Source organism: Citrobacter amalonaticus, assembly GCF_018323885.1.
GTDB classification, from domain to species: Bacteria; Pseudomonadota; Gammaproteobacteria; order Enterobacterales; family Enterobacteriaceae; genus Citrobacter_A; species Citrobacter_A amalonaticus.
The window spans coordinates 4,583,551-4,599,227 of record NZ_AP024585.1 but is presented as its reverse complement, the minus strand read 5'-3'; the positions used below and the strand labels follow the sequence as shown (position 1 = coordinate 4,599,227).

Here is a 15,677-nt window from a genome sequence, read left to right as displayed (position 1 = left end):
CCAATGGACGTTTCTTATCTGCTCGACAGCCTCAATGATAAACAGCGCGAAGCGGTGGCCGCGCCACGTAGCAACATGCTGGTTCTCGCGGGGGCAGGGAGCGGTAAGACACGCGTACTGGTACACCGTATCGCCTGGCTGCTGACGGTAGAAAATAACTCGCCGTATTCGATTATGGCGGTAACCTTTACCAATAAAGCGGCGGCGGAGATGCGTCATCGTATCGGCCAGATTATGGGCACCAGCCAGGGCGGCATGTGGGTCGGCACTTTCCACGGTCTGGCGCACCGACTGTTGCGCGCGCATCACATGGATGCGAATTTGCCGCAGGATTTTCAGATCCTCGACAGCGAAGACCAGTTGCGTCTGCTCAAGCGTCTGATTAAGGCGATGAACCTCGACGAGAAGCAGTGGCCGGCGCGTCAGGCGATGTGGTACATCAACGGACAGAAAGACGAAGGTCTACGCCCACATCATATTCAGAGTTTCGGTAACCCGATTGAGCAGACCTGGCAGAAGGTGTATCAGGCCTATCAGGAAGCGTGCGATCGTGCGGGGCTGGTGGATTTTGCCGAACTACTGCTGCGCGCGCATGAGCTGTGGCTCAACAAACCGCATATTCTTCAGCACTACCGCGAACGTTTCACGAATATCCTGGTGGACGAATTCCAGGATACCAACAACATCCAGTATGCCTGGATCCGTCTGCTGGCTGGCGATACCGGCAAAGTGATGATCGTGGGCGATGACGACCAGTCGATCTACGGCTGGCGCGGCGCGCAGGTAGAAAACATCCAGCGCTTCCTGAACGACTTCCCCGGTGCGCAAACCATCCGTCTTGAGCAGAACTACCGCTCAACCAGTAATATTCTCAGCGCGGCGAACGCCCTGATCGAGAACAACAATGGGCGTCTGGGTAAAAAGCTGTGGACCGATGGCGTCGAAGGCGAGCCCATTTCACTCTACTGCGCGTTTAACGAGCTGGATGAAGCGCGCTTTGTCGTCAACCGGATCAAAACTTGGCAGGACAACGGTGGCGCGCTGGAACAGTGTGCTATTCTCTACCGCAGTAACGCCCAGTCGCGTGTGCTGGAAGAGGCGCTGCTACAGGCCAGTATGCCGTACCGCATATACGGCGGCATGCGCTTCTTCGAGCGTCAGGAAATCAAAGATGCACTCTCTTATCTGCGCCTGATTGCGAACCGCAATGATGACGCCGCCTTTGAACGCGTGGTGAATACCCCGACGCGCGGGATTGGCGATCGGACGCTGGACGTGGTGCGCCAGACGTCACGCGATCGCCAGCTCACGTTGTGGCAGGCGTGCCGCGAACTGTTGCAGGAAAAAGCGCTGGCCGGTCGTGCCGCCAGTGCGCTGCAACGCTTTATGGAACTCATTGACGCACTGGCGCAGGAAACGGCAGATATGCCGCTGCACGTGCAGACTGACCGGGTGATTAAAGATTCCGGCCTGCGCATGATGTACGAGCAGGAGAAAGGCGAGAAAGGTCAGACCCGCATCGAGAACTTAGAGGAACTGGTGACGGCGACGCGCCAGTTCAGCTACAACGACGAAGACGAAGATCTGATGCCGTTGCAGGCCTTTCTCTCCCATGCGGCGCTGGAAGCGGGCGAAGGGCAGGCGGATACCTGGCAGGATGCGGTACAGCTCATGACGCTGCACTCGGCGAAAGGGCTGGAGTTCCCGCAGGTGTTTATCGTCGGGATGGAAGAGGGGATGTTCCCCAGCCAGATGTCACTGGATGAGGGCGGACGCCTTGAAGAAGAGCGTCGTCTGGCCTATGTCGGCGTGACCCGTGCGATGCAGAAACTGACCCTAACCTATGCCGAAACGCGTCGCTTGTATGGCAAAGAGGTGTATCACCGTCCGTCGCGCTTCATCGGTGAGTTGCCGGAAGCGTGCGTTGAAGAGGTCCGTCTGCGTGCAACGATCAGCCGTCCGGTGAGCCATCAGCGGATGGGGACGCCGATGGCGGAAAACGACACCGGTTACAAGCTGGGCCAGCGTGTGCGCCATGCTAAGTTCGGCGAGGGCACCATTGTGAATCTGGAGGGCAGCGGCGAACACAGCCGGTTGCAGGTGGCTTTCCAGGGACAGGGAATTAAATGGCTCGTTGCTGCGTATGCGAAGTTAGAAACGGTCTAACTTATAGATAACTATCACTTTAATTTCCCCCTCTGCTAACCTTTCTGCATAAGGGGAAATTATTACTTTTTCGCGTTTCGTTGCGTGTTGACGGCAAATTTTTGCTGGCGTAACATGCGCGCACGATTACGCTAAGAGGACATTCGCCTTGGACACACCCAGTAGATACTGGCTCATTATCCTGTCATCCAGGATCAACTCCTAAGGCTATCCCTTTTTGCTGATAGCCTTAGCGGTTGTCAGCGACCTTCTCTTTTTTCCCGTCGCGCTGAGTCAGGCTGTTTAATGGTCTGAAACCCAATTTGTTTCTGTGTGCCCACCGAACTGTCCGATATTTTTAAGCATTGGGAGTCCCGGTCATGCTGAGCGCATTTCAACTGGAAAATAACCGACTCACCCGGCTGGAAGTCGAAGAGTCACAAACCCTGATTGATGCCGTCTGGGTCGACCTGGTCGAGCCCGACGACGACGAGCGACTGCGCGTACAATCTGAGCTGGGCCAGAGCCTGGCGACCCGTCCTGAACTGGAAGACATCGAAGCATCCGCCCGTTTCTTCGAAGACGAAGACGGTCTGCACATCCACTCCTTTTTCTTCTTCGAAGATGCAGAAGACCACGCGGGTAACTCCACCGTGGCATTCACCATCCGCGATGGCCGCCTGTTTACCCTGCGTGAACGTGAGCTGCCCGCGTTTCGTTTGTATCGTATGCGCGCCCGCAGCCAGGCCATGGTTGACGGTAACGCCTATGAACTGCTGCTGGATCTGTTCGAAACCAAAATCGAACAGCTGGCGGATGAAATCGAAAACATCTACAGCGATCTGGAAGAGCTGAGTCGGGTGATTATGGAAGGGCACCAGGGCGATGAGTACGATGAAGCCCTCTCGACGCTGGCAGAACTGGAAGATATCGGCTGGAAAGTCCGCCTGTGTCTGATGGATACCCAGCGTGCGCTGAACTTCCTGGTCCGCAAGGCGCGTTTACCGGGCGGACAACTGGAACAGGCGCGCGAGATCCTGCGAGATATCGAATCCCTGCTGCCGCACAATGAATCCCTGTTTCAGAAAGTGAACTTCCTGATGCAGGCGGCGATGGGCTTTATCAACATCGAGCAGAACCGCATCATCAAGATCTTCTCGGTGGTTTCCGTGGTTTTCCTGCCGCCGACGCTGGTGGCATCCAGCTATGGGATGAACTTTGAGTTTATGCCTGAACTGAAGTGGAGCTTTGGCTACCCGGGCGCGATTATCTTTATGCTGCTCGCCGGTCTGGCACCGTATCTGTACTTTAAACGGAAGAACTGGCTGTAATGGTTATGCCGGATGGCGCTTCGCTTATCCGGCTTACAGAAAGTACATCATCATAGGCCGGATAAGGCACAGCCGCCATCCGGCAACCCCCCTAACTCCGACGTCCCCGTCTCTGCGTATAAATCGCATCCGTCACGAAGATCGCCAGCGCGACCCAGATAAAGGCAAATGTCACCATTTTATCCGCGCCCGGCACTTCACCGTAGAACGTGACGGCCAGCAGGAACATCAGCGTCGGGCCGATGTACTGGAAGAAACCCAGCGTAGAAAGGCGCAGGCGCGTCGCCGCACCGGTAAAGCACAGCAGCGGAACCGTGGTCACCACCCCGGCGGCAATCAGCAGCAGGTTGAGCGACATCGGGTTCTGCCCCATATGGCTGGTTGAGCTGTCGGCGATACCGAACAGGTAGATGGCGGCAACAGGCAACAGCCACAAAGTTTCCACCAGCATCCCGGTTTGCGCTTCAACGGCGATTTTTTTGCGTACCAGACCGTAAAAGGCAAAGCTGAACGCCAGTCCCAGCGCGATGACGGGCAGTGAACCGAAGGTCCAGAGCTGCACCAGAACGCCACAGGTCGCCAGAATTACCGCCAGCCACTGCATCCGACGGAAGCGTTCACCGAGGAAAAGCATTCCCAGCACAATGTTCACCAGCGGGTTGATAAAATAACCCAGGCTGGCTTCCAGCATATGGTGGTTGTTTACCGCCCAGATAAACAACAGCCAGTTGCCCCCCACGAGTACCGCCGAGAGCGCCAACAGGAAGATCTTTTTCGGTGTTTTCAGCAGCGCTTTTACGCTCGACCACTGTCGGCTAATGCTGATCAGCGCCACCATAAAGAAAAACGACCAGATCACGCGATGGGTCAGAATTTCATCTGCGGGAACATAATAAATTAGCTTGAAGTACGCCGGAGCGATCCCCCAAATAAAATAGGCGGCAAGCGCGAGTAACACGCCCAGCCGCGTTTGTTTTGCATCCATCGGGAAAACTCATGTCTGAAATATAACAACAGTTTACCTGTTTTTACCCCACCATATAAGTGGCGGTGGCGCTGGCAATATAAAGCTGCTCTTCGTTGTGTAATTCCACACGCGCGACGGCGACTTTATTTCCGGCGCGCAGCAGACTGCTGGTGGCGGTAAAGCGATTGCCCCGACCCGGACGCAGGTAGTCTACGCGCAGATCGATGGTCCCCATGCGAGACAGCCGCTGGCGCAGTTCGTCTTCACTGATGGTTTCATGGCGCGTCAGAGTACTGCCGACACACACCAGCCCGGCAGCCACGTCCAGCGCAGAGGCGATCACCCCGCCATGCAGTATGCTTTGCGCCCAGTTTCCCACCATCATCGGCTGATTATTAAACGCCAGTTGGGCAAACTCTTTCTCATAGCGTTCCAGTTCCAGGCCCAGCGCCCGGTTGAACGGCATGTGGTAGACAAACATTTCGCCCACAAGCTTCAGGACTTGTTCAGCAGTCAGTACGGCAGACATACGATTCCAACACTCCATTGGTTAATGAAATGTTGATGTTATGCTTCTTAAATGTTGTTTTCCACTTTAAGACGGGATAACTAACGAGGATGTGTGTAAATATGTAAAATGGTTGGCAGAATAATAGACAAATCAAAAATCTTTCGTTCAGGAGAACAACAAGAATGCGGGCGATTCTGGCTTGGTTGCTACCAGCAGCACTGCTGCCGCTGGCGGCGTATGCGCAAGAGGCGACGGTGAAAGAGGTTCATGATGCACCGGCGGTGCGGGGCAGTATTATCGCCAATATGCTGCAGGAGCATGATAATCCTTTTACGCTCTATCCCTACGATACGAACTATCTGATCTACACCAATACCAGCGACATGAACAAAGAAGCGATCAGTTCCTACAACTGGTCAGAAAATGCCCGCAAAGATGAAGTGAAGTTCCAGCTGAGCCTGGCGTTTCCGATCTGGCGTGGGATTATGGGGCCGAATTCGGTTCTGGGCGCCTCTTATACGCAGAAGTCCTGGTGGCAGTTATCCAATACAAAAGAGTCGTCACCATTTCGTGAAACCAACTATGAACCGCAGCTGTTCCTGGGTTTTGCTACCGATTACCGCGTTGCCGGATGGACGCTGCGCGACGTGGAAATGGGGTACAACCATGATTCGAACGGGCGTTCCGATCCGACATCACGTAGCTGGAACCGTCTTTACACGCGTCTGATGGCGGAAAATGGCAACTGGCTGGTAGAGGTTAAACCGTGGTACGTCATCGGCAGTACCGACGATAACCCGGATATCACCAAATACATGGGCTATTACCAGCTTAAGGTCGGCTATCACCTGGGCGATGCGGTCCTGAGCGCGAAGGGCCAGTACAACTGGAATACCGGTTACGGCGGCGCGGAGCTGGGGCTGAGTTATCCGATGACGAAGCATATTCGTCTCTATACCCAGGTATATAGCGGGTATGGCGAATCGCTGATCGACTATAACTTTAATCAGACGCGCGTCGGTGTGGGTGTGATGCTCAACGATATCTTCTGATCGATGATTGTGTTTTAAACATTGCAGTTTCTCCCTCAGGCGCTGAAAATAGCGCCTGTTTTGATTTAAGCGAACGGGGTTAATGTGGCGCAGGCGGAAGTGTTGAATCTGGAATCTGGAGCTAAGCAGGTTTTGCAAGAAACCTTTGGCTACCAGCAGTTTCGCCCGGGTCAGGAAGCGATCATCGACACCGTCGTTTCGGGGCGCGACTGCCTGGTCGTGATGCCGACCGGGGGCGGAAAATCCCTCTGCTATCAAATCCCTGCCTTACTGCTCAACGGCCTGACCGTGGTGGTTTCGCCGCTGATTTCCCTGATGAAAGATCAGGTCGACCAACTGCTGGCGAACGGCGTGGCGGCCGCTTGTCTGAATTCGACGCAAACCCGTGAGCAGCAGCTTGAAGTGATGACGGGGTGTCGTACCGGACAAATCCGTCTGCTGTATATCGCTCCTGAACGCCTGATGCTGGATAACTTCCTTGAGCACCTGGCGCACTGGAATCCGGTGTTACTGGCCGTGGACGAAGCGCACTGTATCTCGCAGTGGGGACATGATTTCCGCCCGGAATATGCCGCACTCGGCCAGCTCAGACAGCGTTTTCCTACACTGCCATTTGTCGCGCTGACCGCGACCGCTGATGAAACCACACGGCTGGATATTGTTCGTCTGCTGGGACTGAACGATCCCTTAATCCAGATCAGCAGTTTTGACCGTCCGAACATTCGCTACATGCTGATGGAGAAGTTTAAACCGCTCGATCAACTGATGCGTTACGTGCAGGAACAGCGTGGTAAATCCGGGATTATTTACTGTAACAGTCGTGCGAAAGTGGAGGACACCGCCGCGCGTCTGCAAAGCCGGGGCATTAGCGCCGCGGCATACCATGCAGGGCTGGAAAATCACATCCGCGCCGACGTGCAGGAGAAATTCCAGCGCGACGACCTGCAAATCGTGGTGGCGACCGTCGCTTTTGGCATGGGCATCAACAAACCTAACGTGCGTTTTGTGGTGCATTTCGATATTCCCCGCAACATTGAGTCCTACTACCAGGAGACCGGTCGTGCCGGGCGAGACGGCCTGCCCGCGGAGGCGATGCTGTTTTACGATCCGGCGGATATGGCGTGGCTGCGCCGCTGTCTGGAAGAAAAACCGCAGGGACAGCTACAGGATATCGAACGGCACAAGTTGAACGCGATGGGCGCGTTTGCCGAGGCGCAAACCTGTCGTCGTCTGGTGCTGCTTAACTACTTCGGTGAAGGGCGTCAGGAACCGTGCGGCAACTGCGATATCTGTCTTGATCCGCCAAAACAGTATGATGGCGTGAAGGACGCACAGATTGCGCTCTCGACCATTGGTCGGGTAAACCAGCGTTTTGGGATGGGTTACGTGGTGGAAGTGATACGCGGGGCTAACAGCCAGCGTATTCGCGAACTCGGCCACGACAAGCTCAAGGTGTACGGTATGGGGCGCGAACAGAGTCACGAGCACTGGGTGAGCGTGATCCGCCAGTTGATTCACCTGGGCTTCGTTACGCAAAATATCGCCCAGCATTCCGCGCTACAGCTCACCGATGCTTCACGTCCGCTGCTGCGCGGCGAGGTCACCCTGCAACTCGCAGTGCCGCGTATTGTCGCCCTGAAACCGCGCGTCATGCAGAAATCTTTCGGCGGCAATTACGATCGCAAACTGTTCGCCAAACTGCGCAAGCTGCGTAAAGCTATTGCTGATGAAGAGAATATCCCGCCGTACGTCGTCTTCAACGACGCCACGCTGATTGAGATGGCGGAACAGATGCCGGTTTCCGCGAGCGAAATGCTCAGCGTCAACGGGGTGGGAATGCGCAAACTGGAACGCTTCGGTAAAGCGTTTATGGCGTTGATCCGCGCGCACGTTGATGGTGACGACGAAGAGTAGTCAGCCGGGCAAAAAAGTGCCAGGATGGTGACTCACTGAACTGTTTCCCCCGCGAGTATTTTCATCATGTTAATGTTATTTCTCACCGTGGCGATGGTGCACATTGTGGCACTGATGAGCCCAGGGCCGGATTTCTTTTTTGTCTCGCAGACGGCGGTCAGCCGCTCGCGTAAAGAGGCGATGATGGGCGTGCTGGGCATTACCTGTGGCGTCATGGTCTGGGCGGGCATCGCGCTGCTCGGCCTGCATCTGATCATTGAAAAAATGGCCTGGTTACACACTATTATCATGGTCGGCGGCGGCCTGTATCTGTGCTGGATGGGCTACCAGATGCTGCGTGGCGCGTTGAAAAAGCAGGATGTCGCGGCACCCACGCCGCAGGTTGAGCTGGCGCAAAGCGGTCGCAGTTTCCTGAAAGGGTTACTGACGAACCTGGCTAACCCGAAAGCCATCATCTACTTCGGTTCGGTCTTTTCTCTGTTTGTCGGCGACAGCGTCGGTACTGCTGCGCGTTGGGGGATTTTCGTGCTGATTATCGTTGAGACTTTCGCGTGGTTTACCGTGGTTGCCAGCCTGTTTGCGCTGCCGAAAATGCGTCGTGGCTACCAGCGTATGGCGAAATGGATCGACGGTTTTGCCGGGGCGTTGTTCGCGGGGTTCGGTATCCATCTGATCATTTCGCGCTAAGTCTTTGTGCCGGATACGTGCCAGTTGCTATCCGGCAACCGGTCAGGCGTGGCGCGCCGACGCCAGCAGTGCACCCACCAGCATAAACAGCGAACCGAAGATTTTATTCAACGCTTTCATCTGTTTCGGTCCTTTGATCCACAACGCGATACGCTGCGCCAGCGTGGCGTAGCCGATCATCACCACGATGTCGACTGCAATAGTGGTTACACCGAGCACGATGTACTGCATCAGTTGGGGTTCTTTTGGCATCACGAACTGTGGGAAAAGGGCCGCCAGGAAGACGATGCTTTTAGGGTTTGTCAGGTTCACGAATACGGCGCGTTTAAACAGGCGACCGCGCGACTGGGTCTGGGCCATAGCATTCAGATCAATCGCACCGGCGGCGCGCCATTGCTGGATACCTAACCAAATCAGATAGGCCGCGCCCGCCCATTTCAGCACCTCAAAGGCGATGACGGAGCGTGAAAACAGCGTGCCCAGACCGACGCCGACCAGCACGATATGAATGCCCAGTCCGGCCTGTAACCCGGCAATCGACGCCACTGCGCCGCGATAGCCGTGATTAAGGGAAGTCGTCATGGTATTGATGGCGCCGGAACCGGGCGAAAGGCTCAAAATTATGGATGTCAGCAGGTAAGCGAACCACCATTCAAAAGTCATGAGAAACTCCCTGATTGCACTTTAAATACACTAAATAATTCGAGTTGCACAAAGGCGGCGACGCAGCGAAATCCCAGGCGCGTACAGGGAGTACATGACGGGGATGAGCGAGGAAAGCCAACGCATCTGCAGCTTGAAGTATGACGGGTATATGCCACAATACGCTACTGTTGCGGTGTTGTGTCAGACATGATTAAAAAAACGATTTTTACCTGGTAAACGAGGCTGGATACCCGATGTTTCAGCAGCAAAAAGACTGGGAAACGAGAGAAAACGCGTTTGCGGCTTTTTCCATGGGGCCGCTGACAGACTTCTGGCGTCAGCGTGAGGAAGCGGAATTGACCGGCGTCGGTCGTGTGCCGGTGCGGTTTGTCCGGTTTCGCGCAGCGCATAACGATCGTGTCATTGTCATCTGTCCGGGGCGAATTGAAAGCTATGTAAAGTACGCTGAGCTGGCGTATGACCTGTTTCATCTGGGCTTTGATGTCCTCATTATTGACCATCGCGGTCAGGGGCGTTCCGGGCGTATGCTATCGGATCCTAATCGCGGACATGTCGACAATTTCAACGACTATGTTGATGATTTATCGGCGTTCTGGGGACAAGAAGTGCAGCCGGGACCGTGGCGTAAACGTTATATTCTGGCACACTCGATGGGCGGGGCGATTGCGACGCTGTTTTTGCAGCGCCATCCGCATCAGTGCGATGCGATCGCGCTCTGCGCGCCAATGTTTGGTATTGTGATGCGTTTGCCGGACTGGATGGTACGCCATATCCTCGACTGGGCCGAAGGTCATCAGCGTATCCGGGAAGGGTATGCGATCGGCACCGGACGCTGGCGGGCATTGCCCTTTGGCATGAATTTATTAACGCACAGTCGACAACGCTATCGGCGTAATTTACGTTTTTATGCCGATGAGCCGCAGCTGCGCGTCGGCGGCCCAACCTTTCACTGGGTACGGGAAGGCATCCTGGCGGCTGAACAGGTGCTGGCAGGCGCGGGCGATGACGCCACGCCAACTCTGCTGATTCAGGCTGAAGAAGAGCGTGTGGTGGATAACCGCATGCACGAACGTTTTTGTGAACTCCGCGCCGCAGCGGGCCATCCTGTCGAAGGGGGGCATCCGCTGGTCATTAAAGGCGCTTACCATGAGATCCTTTTTGAAAAGGACGCTATGCGCTCAGTTGCGCTTCAGGCTATCGTTGATTTTTTCAACAAGCATAACTCATCAGCGGAAACCGCTTTGCTCAGAGGTTGAATTTTTATATGTATCAGATTGTTGCGTCTGATTTAGATGGCACACTGCTTTCTCCCGACCATACCCTATCCCCCTACGCGAAAGAGACATTGAAGCTGCTGACCGCACGCGGCGTTAACTTTGTCTTTGCGACCGGTCGACATCATGTCGATGTGGGGCAGATTCGCGATAATCTGGAGATTAAGTGCTATATGATTACCTCCAACGGCGCGCGTGTGCATGATATGGATGGCAATCTGGTGTTTACCCATAATCTGGACCGCGATATTGCCAGCGATCTGTTTGGGGTGGTGAACGCGAACCCGGATATCATCACTAACGTCTATCGCGATGACGAATGGTTTATGAACCGCCATCGTCCGGATGAAATGCGATTTTTCAAAGAGGCGGTGTTCCATTACTCGCTGTTTGAACCGGGTTTACTGGAGCCGGAAGGCGTCAGCAAAGTGTTCTTCACCAGTCATTCTCATGACGTCCTGCTGCCGCTGGAACAGGCTATTAATGCACGCTGGGGCGATCGGGTGAACGTGAGCTTCTCCACGCTCACCTGTCTGGAAGTGATGGCGGGCGGCGTGTCGAAAGGCCATGCGCTGGAGGCGGTCGCCAACGCGATGGGTTACAGCCTCAAAGACTGCATCGCCTTTGGCGACGGGATGAACGACGCTGAAATGCTGTCAATGGCAGGCAAAGGCTGCATTATGGCCGGGGCGCATCAACGCCTGAAGGATCTGCATCCGGAACTGGAAGTGATCGGCTCTAATATCGACGATGCGGTGCCGCATTATCTGCGCGATCTCTTCTTACGCTAAGATGAATGCTGATTAATTAATCAGTTGTCAACTTAACTCTCCGCTACAATGGATACTCCATATTCTACGAGATATCCATTGTGGCGTTACTGATCATTACCACGATCCTGTGGGCTTTCTCCTTCAGCCTGTTCGGGGAATACCTTGCCGGGCACGTCGATAGCTACTTTGCCGTGTTGGTTCGGGTCGGTCTGGCGGCGCTGGTATTCCTGCCTTTCCTGCGTACGCGCGGGCACAGCCTGAAAACTATCGGGCTTTATATGCTGGTGGGAGCCATGCAGCTTGGCATCATGTATATGCTGAGTTTCCACGCTTATCTCTATCTGACTGTCTCTGAACTGCTGCTGTTTACCGTGTTGACGCCGCTCTATATCACGCTGATTTACGATCTGATGAGTAAACGGCGGCTGCGCTGGGGGTATGCGTTTAGCGCGCTGCTGGCGGTGATTGGCGCAGGGATTATTCGTTATGACCAGGTGACCGATCACTTCTGGACTGGTCTGCTGCTGGTACAGCTTTCCAACATCAGTTTTGCCATCGGGATGGTGGGCTATAAACGCCTGATGGAGGCGCGCCCGATGCCCCAGCATAACGCCTTTGCATGGTTTTACATCGGCGCGTTTCTGGTGGCGGTAGTTGCCTGGTTCATGTTGGGCAATGCGCAGAAAATGCCGGAAACCACGCTCCAGTGGGGAATTCTGGTGTTCCTGGGCGTGGCCGCTTCAGGCATCGGCTACTTTATGTGGAACTACGGCGCGACACAGGTTGATGCGGGGACGCTGGGTATTATGAACAATATGCATGTGCCCGCAGGGCTGCTGGTCAACCTGGCTATCTGGCACCAACAGCCTCACTGGCCAAGTTTTATTACAGGTGCGATGGTGATATTGGCTTCACTGTGGGTGCATCGAAAGTGGGTCGCTCCGCGCTCCGAACAAACGGCAGATGATCGCAGGCGTGATTGCGCGCCGATCGAATAAACGCCTCAGTCACCGGCTGGCGCTGCTCGCCGTCACGCACGGCGGCGTACAGGCGGCTCCATAAGCCCTCTCCCAGGGTTCTGGTCACCACCAGGCCCTGGCGTTCAAAACTCTCCACGACCCAGTGCGGCAGGGCAGCAATGCCCATGTTTGCCGCCACCATCTGAATTAACAGCAGAGTATTATCCACGCTTTTCAGTGACGGGCTGACCCCTGCGGGCTGAAGAAAATGACGCCAGACGTCCAGTCGACTGCGTTGTACCGGATAGATCAGCAGCGTTTCGCTGGCTAAATCTTCCGGGGTGATCTGCGTTTTGCTGGTCAGCGGATGCTCGGGTGCCAGCACCAGGCGAACTTCAAAATCAAACATCGGAGAATAATGCAGCCCGCTGCGCGGCAGAATGTCAGAGGTCATCACCAGATCGAGCTCGTCCTGCTGGAGCGCCGGTTGGGGGTCAAACGTCACGCCGGATTTAAAATCCATCTCCACCTGCGGCCATTTGGCGCGGAAGTTTTCCAGCGCCGGGGTCAACCACTGAATACAGCTATGGCACTCAATGGCGATACGCAGACGGGTTTGTTGTGGTTCGTTGCAGGCCTGCAACGCGCGGTTAATTTGTGGCAGAACCTGACTGGCCAGTTGCAACAGGATCTCACCCTGTGGGGTGAAACGCAGCGGCTGACTTTTACGTATGAATAGCCGAAAGCCAAGGCGCTGTTCCAGATCGCTGAACTGGTGAGACAGGGCGGATTGGGTCTGATGCAGCGTCGCCGCGGCGGCTGCCAGTGACCCGGTATTCCGCAACGCCTGGAGCGTTTTCAGGTGTTTAATCTCGATCATGAAAGTCCTTCACTTCGGCATGAACAAATTGCGCTTGAGGAATATACAGTAACTGTCAAATATGGATGTGTAAACATCTAGACGTCCAAAATCCTTCGTATTTTAAATTTATGGTGCGTTGGCTGCGTTTCCCCGCCCTGGTTACTTACTGATGTAAGCTCCCGGGGATGAGCAAACTTGCCACCTTCCCTGAATTAAAAATCCATAGGATTTACATATAATTAGAGGAAGTAAAATGACAATACTGAATCACACCCTCGGTTTCCCTCGTGTTGGCCTGCGTCGCGAGCTGAAAAAAGCGCAAGAGGGCTACTGGGCGGGTAATGTGACCCGTGAAGAACTGCTGGCGGTGGGCCGTGAACTGCGGGCGCGTCACTGGGATCAGCAAAAGCAGGCCGGTATCGATCTACTGCCGGTCGGCGATTTTGCCTGGTACGACCATGTTCTGACCACCAGCCTGCTGCTCGGTAACGTCCCGGCGCGTCATCAGAACAAAGATGGTTCCGTCGATATCGACACCCTGTTCCGCATTGGTCGCGGTCGTGCGCCGACCGGCGAACCGGCTGCGGCGGCAGAAATGACCAAATGGTTTAACACCAACTATCACTATATGGTGCCGGAGTTCGTTAAGGGTCAGCAGTTCAAACTGACCTGGACACAACTGCTGGATGAAGTAGACGAAGCGCTGGCGCTGGGTCACAAGGTGAAACCTGTGCTGCTCGGCCCGGTCACTTACCTGTGGCTGGGCAAAGTAAAGGGCGAGTCGTTCGATCGCCTGAGCCTGCTGAAAGACATTCTGCCGGTTTACCAGCAGGTGCTGGCGGAACTGGCAAAACGCGGCATCGAGTGGGTGCAGATCGACGAACCCGCGCTGGTGCTGGAACTGCCCCAGACGTGGCTGAACGCCTTCAAACCGGCCTACGATGCGCTTTCCGGGCAGGTGAAACTGCTGCTGACCATCTACTTTGAAGGTGTGACGCCTAACCTTGATACCATTGCCGCGCTGCCGGTACAAGGACTCCACGTTGACCTGGTCCACGGTAAAGATGACGTGACAGCGCTGCACAAACGCCTGCCGACTGACTGGCTGCTGTCTGCCGGTCTGGTCAATGGACGCAACGTCTGGCGTGCCGATCTGACAGAAAAATATGCCCAGATTAAAGATATCGTAGGCCTTCGCGATCTGTGGGTGGCCTCGTCCTGCTCATTGCTGCACAGCCCGATCGACCTGAGCGTTGAAACGCGTCTGGATGCGGAAGTGAAGAGCTGGTTTGCCTTCGCCCTGCAAAAGTGTGGTGAACTGACGCTGCTGCGCGATGCGCTGAACAGCGGCGATACCGCCGCCATCGCCGAATGGAGCGCACCGATTCAGGCGCGTCGCCACTCGACCCGTGTGCACAATGCAGCAGTGGAAAAACGTCTGGCGGCCATCACCGCGCAGGACAGCCAGCGGGCGAACCCGTACGAAGTGCGCGCTGAGGCTCAGCGTGCGCGCTTCAACCTGCCTGCATGGCCGACGACCACTATCGGTTCTTTCCCGCAGACTACTGAAATCCGCGGCCTGCGTCTGGACTTCAAAAAAGGGCAGCTTGATGCTAACAACTATCGCACTGGCATCGCGGAGCATATTAAGCAGGCGATTGTTGAGCAGGAACGCTTAGGCCTGGACGTGCTGGTCCACGGTGAAGCCGAGCGTAACGACATGGTGGAATATTTCGGTGAGCACCTCGATGGTTTTGTTTTCACCCAGAATGGCTGGGTGCAGAGTTACGGCTCTCGCTGCGTGAAACCTCCGGTGGTGATCGGCGACGTCAGCCGTCCGGAAGCGATCACCGTAGAATGGGCGAAGTATGCTCAGTCGCTGACTGACAAACCGGTAAAAGGCATGCTGACCGGCCCGGTGACCATTCTCTGCTGGTCCTTCCCGCGTGAAGACGTCACCCGCGAAACCATCGCCAAACAGATCGCGCTGGCACTGCGTGATGAGGTGGCGGATCTGGAAGCGGCAGGCATTGGCATCATTCAGATTGATGAACCCGCACTACGCGAAGGGCTGCCGTTGCGTCGTAGCGACTGGGCGGCTTATCTGGCGTGGGGCGTGGAAGCGTTCCGTATCAACGCGGCGGTGGCGAAAGATGATACCCAGATCCACACCCACATGTGTTACTGCGAGTTTAACGACATCATGGATTCTATTGCCGCGCTGGATGCTGACGTGATCACCATTGAGACCTCACGTTCCGACATGGAGCTTCTGGAGTCGTTCGAAGAGTTCGACTATCCGAACGAAATCGGACCGGGCGTGTATGACATTCACTCGCCGAATGTCCCGAGCGTAGAGTGGATTGAGGCGCTGTTGCAAAAAGCGGCACAACGTATCCCGGCTGAACGCCTGTGGGTGAACCCGGACTGTGGCCTGAAAACCCGCGGTTGGCCGGAAACCCGCGCCGCGCTGGCGAGCATGGTGAAAGCCGCGCAGAATCTGCGTCAGGCGTGATCTTCCTGGGCCCGGTAAGGC

General features: G+C 55.4%; 14 protein-coding genes. 10 read left to right on the top strand and 4 right to left on the bottom strand.

What is annotated here, in order from left to right; all coding sequences use genetic code 11:
* Window positions 1–3 precede the first annotated feature (3 nt).
* From uvrD to corA, 3 genes are all read left to right on the top strand, one after another.
* Window positions 4–2,166: a DNA helicase II gene (gene uvrD, locus KI228_RS21705; protein WP_044258300.1), complete on the top strand. Its 2,163-nt coding sequence runs from the start codon at window positions 4–6 to the stop codon at window positions 2,164–2,166.
* 148 nt (window positions 2,167–2,314) lie between these two features.
* Window positions 2,315–2,371, top strand: a complete 57-nt coding sequence (gene ysgD, locus KI228_RS21700; protein WP_212723238.1) for a YsgD/CorL family protein — start codon at window positions 2,315–2,317, stop codon at window positions 2,369–2,371.
* 154 nt (window positions 2,372–2,525) lie between these two features.
* Window positions 2,526–3,476: a magnesium/cobalt transporter CorA gene (gene corA / locus KI228_RS21695; RefSeq protein ID WP_042326126.1), complete on the top strand. Its 951-nt coding sequence runs from the start codon at window positions 2,526–2,528 to the stop codon at window positions 3,474–3,476.
* 91 nt (window positions 3,477–3,567) lie between these two features.
* On the opposite strand, the gene rarD is transcribed toward corA, so the two are convergent.
* Both rarD and yigI read right to left on the bottom strand, forming a co-directional pair.
* Window positions 3,568–4,461: an EamA family transporter RarD gene (rarD, locus tag KI228_RS21690; RefSeq protein WP_042998812.1), complete on the bottom strand. Its 894-nt coding sequence runs from the start codon at window positions 4,459–4,461 to the stop codon at window positions 3,568–3,570.
* A gap of 43 nt (window positions 4,462–4,504) precedes the next feature.
* Window positions 4,505–4,972 carry an acyl-CoA thioesterase YigI gene (yigI, locus tag KI228_RS21685; protein WP_042998813.1) on the bottom strand — a complete coding sequence of 156 codons (468 nt, stop codon included), beginning with the start codon at window positions 4,970–4,972 and terminating at the stop codon, window positions 4,505–4,507.
* A 164-nt stretch (window positions 4,973–5,136) separates the two neighbouring features.
* Between yigI and pldA the strand changes: the two genes are divergently transcribed.
* From pldA to rhtC, 3 genes are all read left to right on the top strand, one after another.
* Window positions 5,137–6,006, top strand: coding sequence for a phospholipase A (gene pldA / locus KI228_RS21680; RefSeq protein ID WP_042998814.1), 870 nt, complete (start codon window positions 5,137–5,139; stop codon window positions 6,004–6,006).
* Between the two features lie 84 nt (window positions 6,007–6,090).
* Entirely contained in the window at window positions 6,091–7,920 is a 1,830-nt protein-coding gene (recQ, locus tag KI228_RS21675; RefSeq protein WP_042998815.1) for an ATP-dependent DNA helicase RecQ, read from the top strand.
* Between the two features lie 66 nt (window positions 7,921–7,986).
* On the top strand, window positions 7,987–8,607 hold the full coding sequence (gene rhtC, locus KI228_RS21670) for a threonine export protein RhtC (protein ID WP_042998816.1): 621 nt from the start codon (window positions 7,987–7,989) through the stop codon (window positions 8,605–8,607).
* 42 nt (window positions 8,608–8,649) lie between these two features.
* On the opposite strand, the gene rhtB is transcribed toward rhtC, so the two are convergent.
* Window positions 8,650–9,270, bottom strand: coding sequence for a homoserine/homoserine lactone efflux protein (gene rhtB, locus KI228_RS21665; RefSeq protein ID WP_042998817.1), 621 nt, complete (start codon window positions 9,268–9,270; stop codon window positions 8,650–8,652).
* A 236-nt stretch (window positions 9,271–9,506) separates the two neighbouring features.
* Between rhtB and pldB the strand changes: the two genes are divergently transcribed.
* From pldB to bioP, 3 genes are all read left to right on the top strand, one after another.
* Window positions 9,507–10,529 (top strand): lysophospholipase L2, encoded by a 1,023-nt coding sequence (gene pldB / locus KI228_RS21660; RefSeq protein WP_042998818.1) that lies wholly within the window; start codon window positions 9,507–9,509, stop codon window positions 10,527–10,529.
* An 8-nt stretch (window positions 10,530–10,537) separates the two neighbouring features.
* The gene (yigL, locus tag KI228_RS21655) at window positions 10,538–11,338 is read left to right on the top strand and encodes a sugar/pyridoxal phosphate phosphatase YigL (protein WP_042998819.1); all 801 of its coding nucleotides are present in this window, start codon (window positions 10,538–10,540) and stop codon (window positions 11,336–11,338) included.
* A gap of 80 nt (window positions 11,339–11,418) precedes the next feature.
* Window positions 11,419–12,318 carry a biotin transporter gene (gene bioP, locus KI228_RS21650; RefSeq protein ID WP_044327195.1) on the top strand — a complete coding sequence of 300 codons (900 nt, stop codon included), beginning with the start codon at window positions 11,419–11,421 and terminating at the stop codon, window positions 12,316–12,318.
* Here the strand turns inward: bioP and metR are convergent.
* Window positions 12,206–13,159 carry an HTH-type transcriptional regulator MetR gene (gene metR / locus KI228_RS21645; protein WP_042998821.1) on the bottom strand — a complete coding sequence of 318 codons (954 nt, stop codon included), beginning with the start codon at window positions 13,157–13,159 and terminating at the stop codon, window positions 12,206–12,208. The genes bioP and metR overlap by 113 nt on opposite strands.
* 235 nt (window positions 13,160–13,394) lie before the next feature.
* Here metR and metE point away from each other — a divergent pair, with 235 nt between their 5' ends.
* Window positions 13,395–15,656, top strand: coding sequence for a 5-methyltetrahydropteroyltriglutamate--homocysteine S-methyltransferase (metE, locus tag KI228_RS21640; RefSeq protein WP_141227676.1), 2,262 nt, complete (start codon window positions 13,395–13,397; stop codon window positions 15,654–15,656).
* Window positions 15,657–15,677 lie beyond the last annotated feature (21 nt).